This window comes from Nocardioides bigeumensis (assembly GCF_039531755.1).
GTDB lineage: Bacteria > Actinomycetota > Actinomycetes > Propionibacteriales > Nocardioidaceae > Nocardioides > Nocardioides bigeumensis.
The window spans coordinates 215,088-231,452 of the sequence record NZ_BAAAQQ010000014.1 but is presented as its reverse complement, the minus strand read 5'-3'; the positions used below and the strand labels follow the sequence as shown (position 1 = coordinate 231,452).

Here is a 16,365-nt window from a genome sequence, read left to right as displayed (position 1 = left end):
TCTGCTGGTGACGCTAGGCACCTGAGCCGGGCAGCCGCATGGGCGTTCTGCCGTAGATCCGGGACCCGCGTACTACCTCAGAGGCAGAGGGGGTCCCCTCAGATACGTTCGAGCGCGTGAGGATCTCGGTCGCCACGGTGGCGCTGCTGACAGCCCTGGTGAGCGGCGTGACGGCCTGCACCGGCTCGGACGAGCCGGACCTCCCCGAGCCCGACGCCGTCGTGGAGGCGCTGGCCACCGGCCTCGAGTCCGGAGACCTGAGCGGCGTGCCCTTCGTCGCCGACACCGCCGAGGACGCGGCCGACCTCCCGGAGATCGTCGAGCTGATGGGCTCGACGCCGCGGACCGTGACCGGCGCCGTCGGCGACGTACGCCCCGATGCGGACGCGGGCGGGGACGGGAGCGCGGGCGACACCGCGACGGCCACGGCCACGCTGACCTGGGTCTGGGACGTCACCGGTGATCCGGAGCAGGAGTGGACCTACGACGCCCCGGTCGCGCTGGCCCTCGTCGACGGCGAGTGGCAGGTCGAGTGGGACCGCAAGCTGGTCGAGCCGTCGCTGGGCGCCGGCACCGTGCTCGACCTGACCCACGTCCGCGCGGCGCGCGGCGCCATCCTCGGGCCCGGCCAGAGCGGCCTGATCTCGGCCCGGCCGGTCACCAGGTTCGGCATCGACAAGTCACGCGTGCCGCTCGACCGGGCCGTCCAGTCGGCGCGCGAGCTCGCGGCGCTGCTCGACATCGCCCCCGGCCCCTACGCCGAGGACGTCGAGGCAGCGGGGGAGAAGGCGTTCGTCGAGGCCATCGTGCTCCGCCGGGAGGACGTGCCGTCGCGGGTCGCCCAGGCCTACCTCGACATCCCCGGCGCCGCGGCGCTCGCCGAGGACCTGCACCTCGGGCCGACCCGCGACTTCGCGCTCCCACTGCTGGGCCGGGTCGGCCCGGTCACCGCCGAGATGATCGAGGACGACCCCGACCGCTACGAGGTCGGCGACGTCGTCGGCACGTCCGGCCTCGAGGCGCGGTACGACGAGCAGCTCACCGGCACCGACGGCGTCCTCGTCGAGGCGGTCGCCTCCGACGGCAAGGAGCGTGAGCTGTTCCGCATCGACGCCGTCGACGGTGATCCGCTGACCACCACCATGGACGTCGAGCTCCAGCTGACCGCCGAGCGTCTCCTCGCCGACACGGGGCCGGCCGCGGCTCTCGTGGCGATCCGGCCCTCGACCGGCGCCGTGCTGGTGGCGGCCAACGGCCCGGGCACCAAGGGCGCCAACATCGCGACCTTCGGGCAGGCCGCGCCCGGCTCGACCTTCAAGACGGTCAGCTCGCTCGCCCTGCTGCGGTCCGGGGTGCGCCCCGACGACCTCGTCGACTGCCCGGCCAGCGTGGTCGTCGACGGCCGCGCCTTCGAGAACTACGACGACTACCCGCCCGGCGGGCTGGGCCGGATCCCGTTCCGTTCCGCACTGGCCAACTCGTGCAACACAGCCTTCATCGGTGAGCACGACAAGATCGGCGGCGTCGGCAACACGGTCCTGGCCGATGCCGCGGCCAGCCTCGGGCTCGGCATCGACCACGACCTCGGCTTCCCGGCGTACTTCGGCCAAGTCCCGCCACCCGAGACCGAGACCGAGGCCGCCGCCGACCTGATCGGCCAAGGCACCGTGCTCGCGTCACCGATGGTGATGGCCACCGTGATGGCCTCGATCCAGTCCGGCACCACGGTCGTGCCCCGCCTCCTCGACCAGGTCGAGGTCTCCGTCCCCGAGCAGGCCCCGCCGCTGACCGGCGGCGAGGCCGAGGCGCTGCGCTCGATGCTGCGCTCGGTGGTGACCTCCGGCAGCGGTGTCGGCCTCCTCGACGTCCCCGGCCCGCCGGTCATCGCCAAGACCGGCACCGCCGAGTTCGACCTCGACGGCAAGCGGCTGCTGCACGCCTGGATGGTCGCCGCCCAGGGTGACCTGGCCGTCGCGGTGTACGTCGACATCGGCGAGTCGGGCTCGCGGACGGCCGGCCCGATCCTGGAGGCGTTCCTGCGGGCGGCGTGACCGATCCGCTGCGCACGGCGAGTCCGGGCGTGTACGTCGAGCACACCGGGCCTGCCACGTGGCAGCAGCGGGCCTGGGCGGCGGTGCTGGCGTGTGGCGATCGGGCTGCGTTGTGGGCCCGGTCGGCGTTGGCCGCACACGGTCACAGCGTGACCGGATGCGTGCAACTGGTGCGTTCCATCGGTCACGCAGGGTCAGGAGATCGGTCGGCTACATCCGGTGCTCGCGCACCGCCACGTTGCGCGCCACGTCCTCGGGCATCGGCTCGTAGTGCGCGAACGTGCGCGTGAAGAGGCCGGCGCCGTGCGTGGCCGAGCGGAGGTCGATGGCGTAGCGGGTCAGCTCGGTCTGCGGGACCTCCGCGTTGACGAGGGTGCGGTCGTCGCCCACCTTGTCGGTGCCGAGGAGACGTCCGCGACGCGACGACAGGTCGGACATCACCCCGCCGACGAGGTCGTCGGGGACGATCACGGTGACGGCGTCGTAGGGCTCGAGCAGCGACACCGTCGTGGTGGCGGCGGCCTCGCGCAGGGCGAGCCCACCCGCCGTCTGGAAGGCCATGTCGGACGAGTCGACGGAGTGCGACTTGCCGTCGACGAGGGTGACCCGGAGGTCGACGACGGGGTAGCCGGCGCGGACCCCCCGCTCCATCTGGGCGCGCACGCCCTTCTCGACCGACGGGATGAAGTTGCGGGGGACCGCGCCCCCGACGACCTTGTCGACGAACTCGAAGCCCGCGCCCTCGGGAAGCGGCTCGACCTCGATGTCGCACACGGCGTACTGACCGTGGCCGCCGGACTGCTTCACGTGCCGGCCGTGTCCCTTGGCCGGTCCGGTGAAGGTCTCGCGCAGCGACACCAGGAACGGCTCGGCGTCGACGTTGACGGAGTAGCGCTCGACCAGACGCTCCAGCACGACGGACGAGTGCGCCTCGCCCATCGTCCAGAGCACGAGCTGGTGGGTCTCGGGGTTGTTCTCGACCCTGATGGAGGGGTCCTCGGCGGCGAGCCGGGTGAGAGCCGAGGACAGCTTGTCCTCGTCGGCCTTCGAGCGGGCCACGATCGCGACCGGCAGCAGCGGCTCGGGCATCGACCACGGCTTGAGGACGCGCGGGTCGTCGACCGTCGACAGGGTGTCACCGGTCTCGGCCCGGGACAGCCGGCCGATCGCGGCGATGTCGCCGGCGATCACCTGGCCGGCGGGCTCGAGGTACCGCCCGAACGCGTAGGACAGCGCGCCGATCTTCTCGTCCTCGTCGTGGTCGGGGTGGCTGCCGCCGACGGCGGAGCCGTCGCCGAAGAACGACGAGAAGTGACCGGACACGTGCACGGTCGAGTCCGGCACGAGCGTGCCGCTGAACACGCGGACCAGCGAGAGCCGGCCGACGTACGGGTCGCTGGTCGTCTTCACGACCTCGGCGACCAGCGGCCCCGACGGGTCGCACGCGATCGCGCCGGCCGCCTTCCCCGCGGGCGTGAACACCTCGGGCGGCGTGTGCTCCGGCGGCGAGGGGAACGCGCGGACCATGAGGTCCAGCAGCTGCTCGCAGCCGACGCCGGTGACGGAGCAGACGGGCACGACGGGGTGGAAGCTCGCGCGCGCCACCGCCTTCTCGAGGTCGGCGACGAGCACGTCCTCGTCGATCTCCTCGCCGCCGAGGTAGCGGTCCATCAGCGACTCGTCCTCGGACTCCTCGATGACCGCCTCGATGAACGACCCCCGCAGGTCGTCGTCGGCGTGCTCGGACGGCGAGAGCAGGCCCGCCAGCGCGGTCACCTCGTCACCCGAGCGGACGGGCAGGTAGAGCGGCATGACCTTGTCGCCGAAGGCGTCCTGGGCGGCCATCAGCACGCCCTCGTAGTCGGCCCGGGCCTGGTCGAGCTTGGTGATGACCACGGCGCGCGGCATGGCGACGTCCGCGCACTCCCGCCACAGCGTCTTGGTCGCGTCGTCCACCCCCTCGTTGGCGGCGATGACGAAGAGCGCGCAGTCGGCCGCCCGCAGCCCCGCCCGCAGCTCCCCGACGAAGTCGGCGTAGCCCGGCGTGTCGACGAGGTTGACCTTCACCCCCGCGTGCACGAGCGGGGCGACCGCGAGCGAGATGGATCGCTCGTGGGCGTGCTCGGCGTCCTCGAAGTCGCAGACCGTGGTGCCCTCGCGGACGCTCCCGGCGCGCGGTACGGCTCCTGCTGAGGCGAGCAGCGTCTCCACGAGGGTGGTCTTGCCGGATCCGCCCGGCCCGACGAGCACCACGTTGCGGATCCGGTCAGGGCTGCTCGCCCCCAGATCCTGGCCGGTTGGTCTACGTGCTCCACCCTTGTCCGCCATGGACCGAGAAAACTCCTGTGCGGCCCGGAACACAACCCCGTCGGCCCGGTTCGGGCGGGAGCGGGCAGGTGCCACCGGGCGGTTCGTCCGGCGAACCGCCCGGATTCAACAAGTGACAGCCGCCACGGGTTGCCTCTACGTTCGACGACGGTGCTCGGGCCCCATCGTTCGACCGTCCCCCAGGGGTCCCGAGACCCCCGTCCCGCCGCACTGGCGGATGGGTCGTGACGATCTCTGCTCATCGGGAGCCAGGATGACCCCCCAGTACGCCGCTCGGGTGCGCACTGGACGCAGCCACGACCTCCCCTCGTGGGCGGGGTCGGCCGGCCACGGGTCGTCGGGCTCCCGCGAGGTCGGTCACCGGCCCGCGGGTCATCCGCACGACCGTCCGGCGCTCCCAGCCAGCAGGTGAGGTGCTTCCCGCTGCGAAGCGGGAGCACGGGCACCGACCACCGGCCCCCGCGTGGTCAGGCGCCCGCCGGGCGGTCGTCGCGGAGCCCTGCCGCGCGGCCCGGAAATAGCACGGACCCGCCATCGCATGGGGTCAACGGCGGGTCCGGCTCTCCCGGGGGCGATCAACCCCCCAGGTAGGTCAACTCTGTCATCCGTGGCCGCCTTGCGTCTGCCTTTTGACGACATTGAAGGGGCCTTTGGCGGCGTGGGAGGCTGCGACCCATGACAGATTCCGTGCTCCGGCCCGGCCGGCTCTTCATCGGTGGCACTTGGCGTGAGGCCGAGTCCGGTCAGCGGTTCTCCGTGACCGATCCTGCGGACGGCTCGACCCTCACCGACGTCGCCGACGCCGACCCTGGTGACGCGCTCGACGCGCTGGACGCCGCCGTCGCCGCGCAGGCCGGCTGGGCGGCGACGCCCGCCCGCGAGCGCGGTGAGATCCTGCGTCGTGCCTTCGAGCTGATCATGTCCCAGGCCGACGACTACGCCCGCTTGATCAGCCTCGAGATGGGCAAGACCCTCGCCGAGGCCAAGGGCGAGGTGACCTACGGCGCGGAGTTCTTCCGGTGGTTCTCCGAGGAGGCCGTGCGCATCCACGGCCGCTGGATGCAGAACCCGGCCGGGGGCACCCGCCTCCTGACCGTCAAGAAGCCGGTCGGGCCGTGCCTGTTCATCACCCCGTGGAACTTCCCGCTGGCGATGGGCACCCGCAAGATCGGCCCTGCCGTGGCGGCCGGCTGCACGATGGTGGTCAAGCCCGCCGAGGCGACGCCGCTGACGATGCTCAGGCTGGCCGAGACGCTGGCCGAGGCCGGCCTGCCCGACGGCGTGCTCAACGTCGTCACCACGAGCAGCTCGCCGGCCGTCTGCTCGGCCCTGATGGCCGACGACCGGCTGCGCAAGCTGAGCTTCACCGGCTCGACGAGCGTCGGCAAGATCCTGGTCAAGCAGTCCGCCGACGAGCTCCAGCGGATCAGCATGGAGCTGGGCGGCAACGCGCCGTTCCTCGTCTTCGAGGACGCCGACGTCGATGCCGCCGTCGACGGCGCGATGATCGCCAAGATGCGCAACATGGGGGAGGCCTGCACGGCCGCGAACCGCTTCCTGGTCCACGAGTCCGTCGCCGACGCGTTCGCCGAGAGGCTCGGGGCGCGGATGGGCAAGCTCGCCACCGGGCGCGGCCAGGAGGAAGGCGTCGACGTCGGGCCCCTCATCGACGCCAACGCCGTCGAGTCGGTGCACCAGCTCGTGACCGACGCCGTGCACGACGGTGCCACCTTGGTCGTCGGCGGCACCGTGCCCGACGGGCCGGGCACGTTCTACTCGCCGACGGTGCTGCTCGGTGTACCCGCCGACGCGCAGATCAACCGCGAGGAGATCTTCGGTCCGGTCGCCCCGATCACCACCTTCGCGACCGAGGACGAGGCGATCGAGCGCGCCAACGCGACCGAGTACGGCCTGGCGTCCTACGCCTACACCAACGACCTCGGCCGCACGATCCGGCTGGCCGAGCGGCTCGAGTACGGCATGGTCGGCATCAACACCGGGCTCATCTCCAACGCTGCGGCGCCCTTCGGCGGCGTCAAGGCGAGCGGCTTCGGCCGGGAGGGCGGCTTCGAGGGCATCGAGGAGTACCTCGACACCACCTACGTCTCGATCCCCGGCGCCTAGGCCTCGACCGGGTCGAGCACCGGCCAACGGAGCGGGACATGGAGCCGTACGGCCGCCCGTTGGCACGGGGTCCCGGCGCCGGGACCGTACGCCGGCCTGCGCACCGCCCTGCTCGCCGACGCCGGCGAGATCCGGGGCACGATCTGGCAGCGGCGCACCCAGACCAACGAGGTCGGCCGCCTGGCTGCGCTGCTCCCGGTGCTCGCTCGGGTCGCCGCCGAGGAGGACCAGCCGCTCGCCCTGGTCGAGGCGGGCGCCAGTGCCGGCCTGTGCCTCTACCCCGACCGCTATGCCTATCGCTGGACCACCGACCAGGGCGACGTCACGTTGCCGCTCGCGGGTGCGCCGGAGCTGACCTGCCGGGTGCGCGGGCCTGCCCCGCTGCCCGTCGCGCACCCGGAGGTGGCGTGGCGCGGCGGCGTCGACCTGAATCCGCTGGACGTGACCGATCCGGACGACACCGCCTGGCTGGTCAACCTGGTCTGGCCCGAGGAGGAGAGCCGGCGCCGCCGGCTCCGCGCGGCCTTCGCGGTGGCGTCGGCCGAGCCGCCGCACGTGCGTCGCGGCGACCTGCTCGAGGCGCTGCCGCGGCTGGTCGAGGAGGCGGCGGCGTACGGCGTTCCGGTGGTCCTGCACAGCGCCGTGATCGCCTACCTCGAGCCCGACGAGCGCCGCCGCTACGCCCGGCTGGTCTCCGGCCTCGTCGAGGAGGGCGCGTGCCGGTGGATCAGCAACGAGGGACCGCAGGTGCTCTGGGAGGTGCGGAGCCCGGGTCTGGGCGAGCCGCCCGGGCCGGCGCAATTCGTGGTCGGGCTCGACGGTCGAGCCCTGGCCTGGGCGCACGGGCACGGGACGAACCTGACCTGGCTCGAGGGACCGGGCTGATCGACGACGGAGCCTAGGCGAAGAGGCCCGGCAGCTGCCTGCGTGAGCGGATGCCGAGCTTGCGGTAGCAGCTCGACAGGTGCCACTCGACGGCCTTGACCGAGACCCCGAGCCGGTGCGCGATGACCTGGTTGGTGAGGCCGTCGGCGGCGAGGTGGGCCGTACGCCGCTCGCCGGCGGTCAGGGTCGCGAGCTGCTCGGCGCGCCGCTGCACCGGACCGGCACCCAGCAGGTCGAGCACCCGCCGGGACCGCTGCTGGAGCGGGTGGAGGGACTCCTCGGTGGCGTAGGCGTCGGCGGCGTTCAGCAGCTCGACGGCGGCCTCGTGCTGCCCCGGCTCGAGGGCCAGGAGCGCGGCGAGGTCGGTGGCCACGATGGCGCGCAGCCGCGGAGCGTCGACGCGGGTCGTGAGATCGAGCGCCTCCAGGAGCGCCGCTGTGCGGTCGACGGTCACGTCGACGGTCACGAGCGTGCGCAGCGCCTGGGCCTCGGCGTACGCGGACCCGAAGGCCCGCGCGAGGGCGAGGTTCTCGCGGGCCAGGTCGAGCGCTCGGGGGCCGGCCCCGCAGCGCAGCTCCGCGAACGCTGCACCGACCCGCCAGGCGACGAAGGCGGGGTTGTCGATGATCGCGACCGCGCCGGCCTCGCGATAGAGCTCGACGGCACGCTGGTCGTGACCCTGGGCGCTGGCGACCTCGGCGAGGGCGTGCCGCACGAGGGCCGCCGACAGTCCCGACGGGACGGGGGTGCGCGCGAGCGTGTCGGCGAGGGCGACCGCCTCGGCGAGCTCGCCGCGGGCGAGCCGCGCCTCGATCACGACGGAGAGGCGGGCGGCCGCCTGGGCGGGCTCCATGAGGTCGGTGCCGGGCCGCGAGGCCTCGAGGTCCGCCAGCCCGGAGGCGATCCGGCCGGCGCGCACGCGGACCCAGCCGCGACAGGCCGTGACCTCGACCTCGTCGGTCGGGTCGAGGCGGGGGCGGTCGAGCGCTCGGGTGAGCAACGTGTCGGCGGTGTCGAGCTCGGACGCCCCGATCATCAGCATCGTCGCGGGGAAGAGGTCGCGCAGCGGGCGCCGTCCGTCCAGTGCGTCCTCGGCCACGGCGAGGCCGATCTCGCCCACGGTCGCGGACGACGAGCACCGCGCCGCGAGACCGAGGCCCGCTGAGAGAAGGGCCGAGCGGTCCGGGAGGCGGCCTGCCTCGGCCATCGCGCTGGCCGCCGCGGCGGCGTACGTGTGGCGCGTCGTCGAGTCGGGCGTCAGCTGCTGGGCCATCGACCACGAGCCGATGGCGGCGTCCAGGTCGCCCATCCCGGCGAGCGCGCGGGCGATGTCGGCGTGGAGGGGGGCGTCGGCCGGGGAGGCCGGGGCCTCGTCGAGAGCCCGCTGCAACAGCGCCGTCGCGAGCCGGTCGTCCCCGTCGTCCAGGGCGGCCCGGCCCGCGGCCGACAGGGCACTGCGCGCCGCCGGGTCGATGCGCGGGTTGCCCTCCAGGAGGTGGGGTACGACGCGGTCCGTGGCGGCTCCGCTCGCGAGCAGCGACCGGGCGAGCCGGTCATGGAGGTCCTTGGCGACCTGCCGCGGGGTCTCCCGCAGGACGGCGGTGCGGATCCGGGGGCCCGCCGGGGTGACGTGCGGCGGGTCCAGCGTGATCAGCTCGAGCGCGGCCAGCCTCGTCAGGGTCTCGAGGGCGTCCGGGCCCGGGACGGCGGCGAGCACCTCGTCGATCTCCGGGAGGTCGTCGAGCAGGCAGACCAGGCGCAACAGCTCGGTCTCGCGGGCGGACAAGAGGCTCGTGCAGGGAAGGGGCGGGGCGTCAGCCGGCCGGGACGTGAGCAGGTCCGTCAGCCGGCGGGCGTTGCCCCGTGACCGCGCGTGCAGCTCCTCGACCTCGCCCGGTCCCAGCTCCGGACGCAGGGCCGCGGCCAGCTCGAGGGCCGCGGTCCTGGACAGCGGTCCGAGCGGGAGGCGGCGTGCCACCGACACCAGGTCGCGGGCCAGCCGCCGCGAGTCGGTGGGAGCCGGGGCGCCCGGCTCGTCGTCGGTGACCGAGACGACGAGGACGCAGCGCAGGCTGCGGATGTCGTCGACGAGGGCGCGCAGCTGCCTGATCGTGGTGGCGTCGGCCCAGTCCAGGTCGTCCACGACAAGCAGCACCGGCTGCTCGGCGGTGAGGTCCGCGAGCAGCCGGCGCAGCGAGCCGAGGGTGCGGGCCGACCCGTCCGTCGGGTGCGCCCCCGCGTCCCCTTGTCGAAGGGTGCCTTCCAAGAGCGTCGCCAGGACTTCTCCCGGCGAGCTCCGGCGCGCGCGGACGCGGGGCGCACGGACCGTGTGGACGGGCCAGCCCGCTGCGGCAGCGTCGGCGCCGACCTGCTCCAGCAGGCAGGTCTTGCCGACACCGGCCGATCCGGTCACGGCGAGTACTGCGCCGCGACCCGCTGCCGCTCGCCTGGTCGCCCTGGCGAAGGTGGTGAGCTCTCCCTCCCTCTCCACGGCTCTCCCCGGGGGGAGCCCCGCGAGTGACTGCATGCAAGAACGCTAGGAGGCGGCTCCCGTGTCCGGCAGCCGATTGGCCCAGGTGTGCCCGCCCGGTGTGGGGACCCGGCCCAGATGGGCCAGGAGGGCCTGGTCCGCGGGGGTGCCGGGCGTGGTCGGAACGGGTGGCCCGAAGCGTGCCCCCCGGTCAGCAGGACTGACGACGGCGAGTGTCACCGGGCGCAGGTGTCGCGCCAGGTCGACCGGAATCCGGGGCGGATCCGGGTCCAGCGTCCGGGCCACGTCCCAGCCGTGCACGGTGATCTCGAGGGCGGCGGTGTTGATCAGGAGGACGGCGGGGACGCGGTGCCCCGCCACGTCGACCACCTGGCGCCCGTCCCGAGCAGCCGCTCGCCAGACGTCGGTCAGTGCGCAGGCCTTGACCTGAAGACGCGTGCACAGGTCGGCCGCGGTGGGCTCGAGCGGCCGGGGACGCAGCTCGACGGCGCCGCCGGCCGCCTCCAGGAAGGCGTCGAGGGCGTCGTCCATGTGCTCCAGCAGGTCCTGGAGCGACCACCCGGCGCACGGCGTCGGGTCACCCGATCGGCCGGGGGTGATCCGGAGCAGCTGGTCGCGCGTGTACCCCAGCGCCCCTTCGAGCAGCGAGATGGACGTGGGGAGGGAGGGGATCACGCCGGCCGGCTGGTCTCGTACGACCAGTCGGCGGGCAGCCGGGCGGGAAGCCCGAACTTCGTGAAGTCGGCATCGAAGAACGCCGCGACCTGACGCACCCGGTCGCCGTCGAGGTCGAGCACCTGGAGGTGGAAGGGGACGAAGCCGTCGTCCCTGCGCATGTAGAGGCCGAAGGCGGGCTGGCCGTTGGCGGTGGTGGGCAGCATCGGCATGTCGTGCACGCCGCCCGGGCACTGCGTGCCGATGAGCTTGCCGATGTTCTCCGCGCCCCGGAAGTGGCTGGTGAAGGGCGGCATCTCCCAGATCGCGTCGGCCTTCAGCAGCGCCACGATCGCGTCGATGTCCTTGCGCCAGAAGGCGTCGACGTACTCCTTGAGCATCGTCTCCTGGCGCTCGTCCAGGTCGGGCTTCACGGTGTCCTCGGTGAGGCCCTTCTCGCCGAGCTGCGCGTGGGCGCGCTGGAGGGCGGAGTTGACGGCGGCGACGGTGGTGTCGAGCGCCTGCGCGGTCTCCTTGGCCGACCAGCGCAGGACGTCGCGCAGGATGAGCACCGCGCGCTGCCGGGCAGGCAGGTGCTGGAGGGCCGCGACGAAGGCGAGGCGGATGGAGTCCTTCTCGGCCACCACGACCGCGGCGTCGGGCACCGGCTCGAGCCAGGGGATCTCGGCGTCGAGCTCGAGCGCGTCCCCGGCGAGCTGGTCGGCGGTGCCCAGGCCGGTGGGGAGGGGGCGGCGCGGCCGCGCCTCGAGGTTGGTCAGGCAGACGTTGGTGGCGATGCGGTAGAGCCAGGTGCGCACCGAGCTGCGGCCCTCGAACTTGTCGCTCGACTTCCAGGCGCGCAGCAGCGTCTCCTGGACGAGGTCCTCGGCCTCCTGCACCGAGCCGCTCATGCGGTAGCAGTGCGCCAGCAGCTCGCGCTGGTAGCGCGCCGTGAGCGTCGGGAAGTCCTCGAGCTCGCTCACGTCGCCCGGCGCCGTCTGTGCTGTCTGTGCCGTCTGTGCTGTCTGGGTCATCCGCCCGCCCCTCCGAGTAGTCCATCCTGCCCACAACCTCCGACTCAGGTCGAGGCCGGGACTCATCGGTGCGGGCGGGACGAGATCGCCAGAGCCCTCCGGGCGGCGGGTTCGGCCCGCCTGCGGTCGGCCGGGACGAGGCCTACCCGGGTACGCCGGTCGAGCAGGTCGGCGACGTCGTGGGCCCCCTCGTGGGTGACGCCGAACACCAGCTCGGCCAGGCATGCAGGGAGGCAGCCGGGCGGGCCGTCGGCCACCGGGGCGAGCAGCTCGTCGGCGGAGAGCCCGGTGGCCTCGCGGGCCGAGTCGAGCACCAGGTCGGCGTCGGCCCCGTAACGGCGGACGAGGCGGCGTGGGGCCTCGCTCGAGGCCAGTGCGTCGCGCGGGGCGGCGCCGGCGAGGGGCAGCGTGCGGGTGCGGCACGGGTCGGCGGCCAGCCCGGCTGCATCGACGGCGTCCTCGGCCATCCGGCGGTACGTCGTCAGCTTGCCGCCCACGACCGACACCACGCCTGTCGCCGACGTGAGCACTGCGTGCCGTCGACTGAGGTCGGCGGTGGCGCCCGCCCCGTCGCTGCCCGCCCCTTCACTGACTGAGGGGTCGAGCAGCGGGCGCAGGCCGGCGAACGAGCCCACCACGTCGGCACGCCGCAACGGCCGCTCGAACGCCGCCGAGACCACGTCGAGCAGGAAGCCGATCTCGGTCTCCGCCGGGACGGGCACGTCGGGGATCGGCCCCCCGACGGGCTCGTCGGTGAGGCCGACGTACACGGTCCCGTCCGGCTGCGGGAGGACCATCACGAAACGGCTGGCGGAGCCGGGCACCGGAGCGGTGACGACGGCCCGCAAGCCCCGGAAGGCGTCCTCGCGCAGCACCAGGTGGGAGCCCCGGGAGGGTCGCAGGCGCACCTCGGGCACCAGGTCGCCCGCCCAGACCCCCGTCGCGTTGACCACCGCCCGCGCCGCCACCCGGTGGGTGGTCCCGTCGAGCTCGTCGCGCAGGGTGACCTGGGTGCCGGTGGCGTGGAGCACCCGCGCGCGGGTGCGGACCTCGGCGCCGTGCTGCGCGGCCGTGCGCGCGATCGTCGCGACGAGGCGGGCGTCGTCCTCGAGCTGCCCGTCCCAGGAGAGCAACCCGCCGCGGAGCCCGGCACGCCGGAGCCCCGGGGCCAGCTGGAGCGTCTCGGTCGCGGAGAGCCGGCGGGGACGCGGCAACGTCTCGGCGCCGGTGTGCGACCCGCGACGGAGCAGGTCGCCGGCGTGGAGGCCCGCCGTCGCCACCGCCGCCTGGGTCCGGGACACGGCCGAGGTGAGGGGCAGGACCATCGGGACCGCGTGCGTCAGGTGGGGGGCGGTCACCTCCATCAGCACCTGGCGCTCGATCGCGCTCTCGTGGGCGACGCCGACCCGGCCCTGGGCGAGGTAGCGCAGTCCGCCGTGCACGAGCTTGGACGACCAGCGCGAGGTGCCGAAGGCGAGGTCGTGGGCGTCGACAGCGAGCACCCGGAGCCCGCGGGTGGCAGCGTCCAGCGCGACCCCCGCTCCGGTCACACCGAGGCCGACGACGACGAGGTCGACGGACGCCGGGGCGTCGCGCAGGCCGGGCCGGATGCGGGTCATGGCCGGAGCATCCGCTCGACCAGCTCGCTCAGCTCGGCGTCGAGGTCGGCGAGCGACACGTCGTCGTCGACCATGGTCTGGGCGGAGAAGACGAAGCCGTGGCTGGCCAGCAGCAGCGAGCGCGCGACGGCGTCCGCGTCGGCCGCCCGGATCGCGCCGGCCGTCTGGCCGGCGGCGATCTGGTCGCGCAGCAGCTCGAGCAGCGCCTGCTGGCTGCGGCCACGGCGGGAGAGGAGGTAGGGCAGCAGCAGCTCGGGGTCGAGCTCGACGATGCGCACGAAGAGCTCGTTGTCGCGCAGCGCGCTCACCGCCGCGACCATCCCGCGTGCCAGTGTCGTCACGGCATCGTCGGAGGCCCCAGGCTGCTCAGTCCGGGCGAGAGTGGTGGCCACGACGGCGCCCCACTCGCGGGTCATCAGGTCGCCGAGCAGCTGGGGCATGTCCGACCAGGTGCGATAGATCGTCATCCGGCTCACCCCGGCCCTCCGGGCGACCTCGGTGAGCGTCGTGCGCCGCCAGCCCACGTCGAGGATGCAGGCGCGGGCCGCATCGAGGTAGGTGTGACGAAGTGACGACATATGTCACACTGTAACGCATGCAAGGGTCTCGTGACGACGGCAGAGCCTCCTCCTCGACCACCGGGCGGGAGATGCACCCGACCCGGTGGGGTGACCCCGCTGGCGCGGCGCCGCTCCCCGAGCCCGCCCGCGCGCTGGTCGAGTTGGCCTTCGGGGTGACCGACAGTCCTGCCGCGACTGCCGTCTCCCTGCCGGCGCCCGCGCTGGACGAGGCCGTGCTGGCCGAGCTGCGGACGGCGGTCGGCGACGCGCACGTCGTCACCGACGACGCGATCAGGCGGCTGCGCACGCGGGGCAAGTCCACCCCCGACCTCCTGCGCGCCCGCGCCGGCGACCTGACGGACGCGCCCGACGTCGTCGTCCGTCCCGTCGGCGCGCACGAGGTCGCGGCGGTGCTGGCGATCGCCGTCCGGCACCACCTCGCCGTCGTGCCCTTCGGCGGCGGCACGGCCGTGACCGGTGGACTCGCGCCGGACCGTGAGGGGTACGCCGGCGTGGTCAGCCTCGACCTGCGCCGGATGAACCACCTCGTCGAGGTCGACCCGGTCTCGATGACCGCGACCCTGGAGCCCGGCCTGCTCGGACCCGAGGCGGAGGCGCTGCTCGCCGAGCACGGGCTGACGCTCGGTCACTTCCCGCAGTCCTTCGAGCACGCGTCGATCGGCGGCTTCGCGGCGACCCGGTCGTCGGGACAGGCCTCCGCGGGCTACGGCCGCTTCGACGCGATGGTCGTGGCGCTGACCGCTGTCACCCCGACGGGGCGTCTCTCCCTCGGGGTCGCGCCCGCCTCGGCCGCGGGCCCGGACCTCCGCCAGCTCCTGCTCGGCTCCGAGGGCGCCTTCGGCGTGATCACCTCGGTGACCGTGCGGGTGCGCCCGATCCCCGAGGCGAAGGTCTACGAGGGCTGGCGGTTCGCGACGTTCGCCGAGGGCCGCGACGCGATGCGTGAGCTCGCGCAGTCAGGCCCGCTCCCGACCGTGCTGCGGCTCTCCGACGAGTCCGAGACGGCGCTGAGCCTGGCCGACCCGGACGCCGTTGGCGGGGGCGCGAGCGCCGGCGGCTGCCTGATGATCACCGGCTACGAGGGCTCCGCCGCCGACGTCGCCGCGAAGCAGACGTCCGTGACCGCCCTCCTGACCGACCTGGGCGGGGTGCCAGGCGGCGAAGAGCCCGGCCGGGCCTGGGCCGCGGGCCGGTTCAAGGCGCCGTACCTGCGCGACTCGATGCTGGACGTCGGCGTGCTCGTCGAGACGCTGGAGACGGCGACGTTCTGGTCGCGGGTGGAGCAGACGTACGCCGACGTGAAGGCCGCGCTCGGCGCATCACTGCCTGGCGCGCTGGTGCTCTGCCACGTGTCCCACGTCTACGAGACCGGCTGCTCGCTCTACTTCACCGTCGCCGCGCGGGCGACCGAACCGGCGTGGCGGGCGGCCAAGGCCGCCGCCACCGACGCCATGGTCGCGGCGCGCGCGACGATCACGCACCACCACGCGGTGGGCACCGACCACAAGCCCTGGCTGGCGCGCGAGATCGGCGAGACAGGCGTGCGAGTGTTGCGCGCGGTGAAGGCCGAGCTCGATCCGACCGGCATCCTCAACCCAGGCGTGCTGGTCCCGTGAGCCGCTCGTTCGCGATCCTGGTCGAGCCCGCGAAGAGCGGCGGGGCGGCCCCGGGAGCGGTCGTGCCGGTGGCGCGCTCCCTTCGCGAGCGAGGGGCCGAGGTCGAGGTGACCTACTCGCCCGGTCCGCGCTCCGTCGACCGGCTGGTGGCCGACGCGGTGGCGCGGGACGCCGTCGTGCTGGCGGTGGGCGGGGAGGCGTTCGTGGCGCGGGTCGCCGAGGTCGTCACGCGGTACGGCGGCCGCCTGGAGGTCAGCCGAACGTCCACACCATCAGCTCGGCACCGGCCACGTGTTCCGGGAGCGTTGCGCGATGCCCGGGCTCGTCGGTGGCTCGCAGGGCATCTCCCTCGGCGAGCGTCTGCCCGGCCACACTGACGCTGCCGCGGCTGACGAAGAGGTGCTGGTGCCGGCGCTCCGGCAGCGTGATCGTGCGCCCCGGCACCAGCCGCGCGACCCACAGGGTCGCCCCCGCTGCGCCGAGGCCCACCAACCCGGCGGACCCGGTGCCGGCACCCGACGCCAGCGGCACCAGTCCGCCGCCGTCCAGGACGGGTCCGGGATCGACGACCTCGCGGGCCGGCGCGCCGTCGTCCTCGTCGGGGCGCACCCAGGCCTGCACGAACCTCGTCGGCCCCGACGCCGCGTCGGCGACCTCGGAGTGCCGGATGCCCGATCCGGCCGACTGCACCTGGAGGCTGCCCGCGCCGAGGTCGGCGGCGCCGCCGTCGGAGTCGCGATGGACGAGGACGCCGTCGAGAACCCACGTGACGATCTCGACGCCCGCGTGCGGGTGGTCGGGGTAGCCGGCGCCCGGCTCGAGGTGGTCGTCGTGGTGCGCCATCAGGCCGGCGTACGCGATGTTGGCGGGGTCGTAGTGGGCGCCGAAGGAGAACGAGTGCCAGGTCTCGCGGCCCTGCTCCGAGGTCCGGGGCCGGTCGCCCGCGAGCATGCGGACGAGGCCCATGACCGGCATCCTAAAG

General features: G+C 74.0%; 11 protein-coding genes. 4 read left to right on the top strand and 7 right to left on the bottom strand.

Annotated features, from left to right (window positions below):
* The first annotated feature begins 116 nt into the window (after positions 1 to 116).
* The gene (locus tag ABD295_RS20335; protein ID WP_344305673.1) at positions 117 to 2,051 is read left to right on the top strand and encodes a penicillin-binding transpeptidase domain-containing protein; all 1,935 of its coding nucleotides are present in this window, start codon (positions 117 to 119) and stop codon (positions 2,049 to 2,051) included.
* Positions 2,052 to 2,261: 210 nt separating this feature from the next.
* Here the strand turns inward: ABD295_RS20335 and ABD295_RS20330 are convergent, their stop codons facing one another.
* The gene (locus tag ABD295_RS20330) at positions 2,262 to 4,379 is read right to left on the bottom strand and encodes an elongation factor G-like protein EF-G2 (protein WP_344305672.1); all 2,118 of its coding nucleotides are present in this window, start codon (positions 4,377 to 4,379) and stop codon (positions 2,262 to 2,264) included.
* A 675-nt stretch (positions 4,380 to 5,054) separates the two neighbouring features.
* Here ABD295_RS20330 and ABD295_RS20325 point away from each other — a divergent pair.
* Complete coding sequence (locus ABD295_RS20325; RefSeq protein ID WP_344305671.1) at positions 5,055 to 6,503, top strand: NAD-dependent succinate-semialdehyde dehydrogenase; 1,449 nt, start codon at positions 5,055 to 5,057, stop codon at positions 6,501 to 6,503.
* A 96-nt stretch (positions 6,504 to 6,599) separates the two neighbouring features.
* Positions 6,600 to 7,388, top strand: coding sequence for a DUF2332 family protein (locus ABD295_RS20320; protein ID WP_344305817.1), 789 nt, complete (start codon positions 6,600 to 6,602; stop codon positions 7,386 to 7,388).
* A gap of 13 nt (positions 7,389 to 7,401) precedes the next feature.
* On the opposite strand, the gene ABD295_RS20315 is transcribed toward ABD295_RS20320, so the two are convergent.
* From ABD295_RS20315 to ABD295_RS20295, 5 genes are all read right to left on the bottom strand, one after another.
* Positions 7,402 to 9,915: an AAA family ATPase gene (locus ABD295_RS20315; RefSeq protein WP_344305670.1), complete on the bottom strand. Its 2,514-nt coding sequence runs from the start codon at positions 9,913 to 9,915 to the stop codon at positions 7,402 to 7,404.
* A 9-nt stretch (positions 9,916 to 9,924) separates the two neighbouring features.
* Positions 9,925 to 10,554 carry a TIGR03086 family metal-binding protein gene (locus ABD295_RS20310; RefSeq protein ID WP_344305669.1) on the bottom strand — a complete coding sequence of 210 codons (630 nt, stop codon included), beginning with the start codon at positions 10,552 to 10,554 and terminating at the stop codon, positions 9,925 to 9,927.
* A complete protein-coding gene (locus ABD295_RS20305; protein ID WP_344305668.1) occupies positions 10,551 to 11,567 on the bottom strand; it encodes a sigma-70 family RNA polymerase sigma factor in 1,017 nt (338 codons plus the stop codon). The genes ABD295_RS20310 and ABD295_RS20305 overlap by 4 nt, the downstream gene beginning before the upstream one ends.
* Before the next feature lie 62 nt (positions 11,568 to 11,629).
* Positions 11,630 to 13,186: a glycerol-3-phosphate dehydrogenase/oxidase gene (locus ABD295_RS20300; protein WP_344305667.1), complete on the bottom strand. Its 1,557-nt coding sequence runs from the start codon at positions 13,184 to 13,186 to the stop codon at positions 11,630 to 11,632.
* Positions 13,183 to 13,764: a TetR/AcrR family transcriptional regulator gene (locus ABD295_RS20295; protein WP_344305666.1), complete on the bottom strand. Its 582-nt coding sequence runs from the start codon at positions 13,762 to 13,764 to the stop codon at positions 13,183 to 13,185. The genes ABD295_RS20300 and ABD295_RS20295 overlap by 4 nt, the downstream gene beginning before the upstream one ends.
* 17 nt (positions 13,765 to 13,781) lie before the next feature.
* On the opposite strand from ABD295_RS20295, the gene ABD295_RS20290 reads away from it, so the two are divergent.
* The gene (locus ABD295_RS20290) at positions 13,782 to 15,383 is read left to right on the top strand and encodes an FAD-binding oxidoreductase (protein WP_344305665.1); all 1,602 of its coding nucleotides are present in this window, start codon (positions 13,782 to 13,784) and stop codon (positions 15,381 to 15,383) included.
* 252 nt (positions 15,384 to 15,635) lie between these two features.
* Here ABD295_RS20290 and ABD295_RS20285 read toward each other — a convergent pair whose 3' ends face one another.
* On the bottom strand, positions 15,636 to 16,349 hold the full coding sequence (locus tag ABD295_RS20285; RefSeq protein ID WP_344305664.1) for a pirin family protein: 714 nt from the start codon (positions 16,347 to 16,349) through the stop codon (positions 15,636 to 15,638).
* Positions 16,350 to 16,365: the final 16 nt, after the last annotated feature.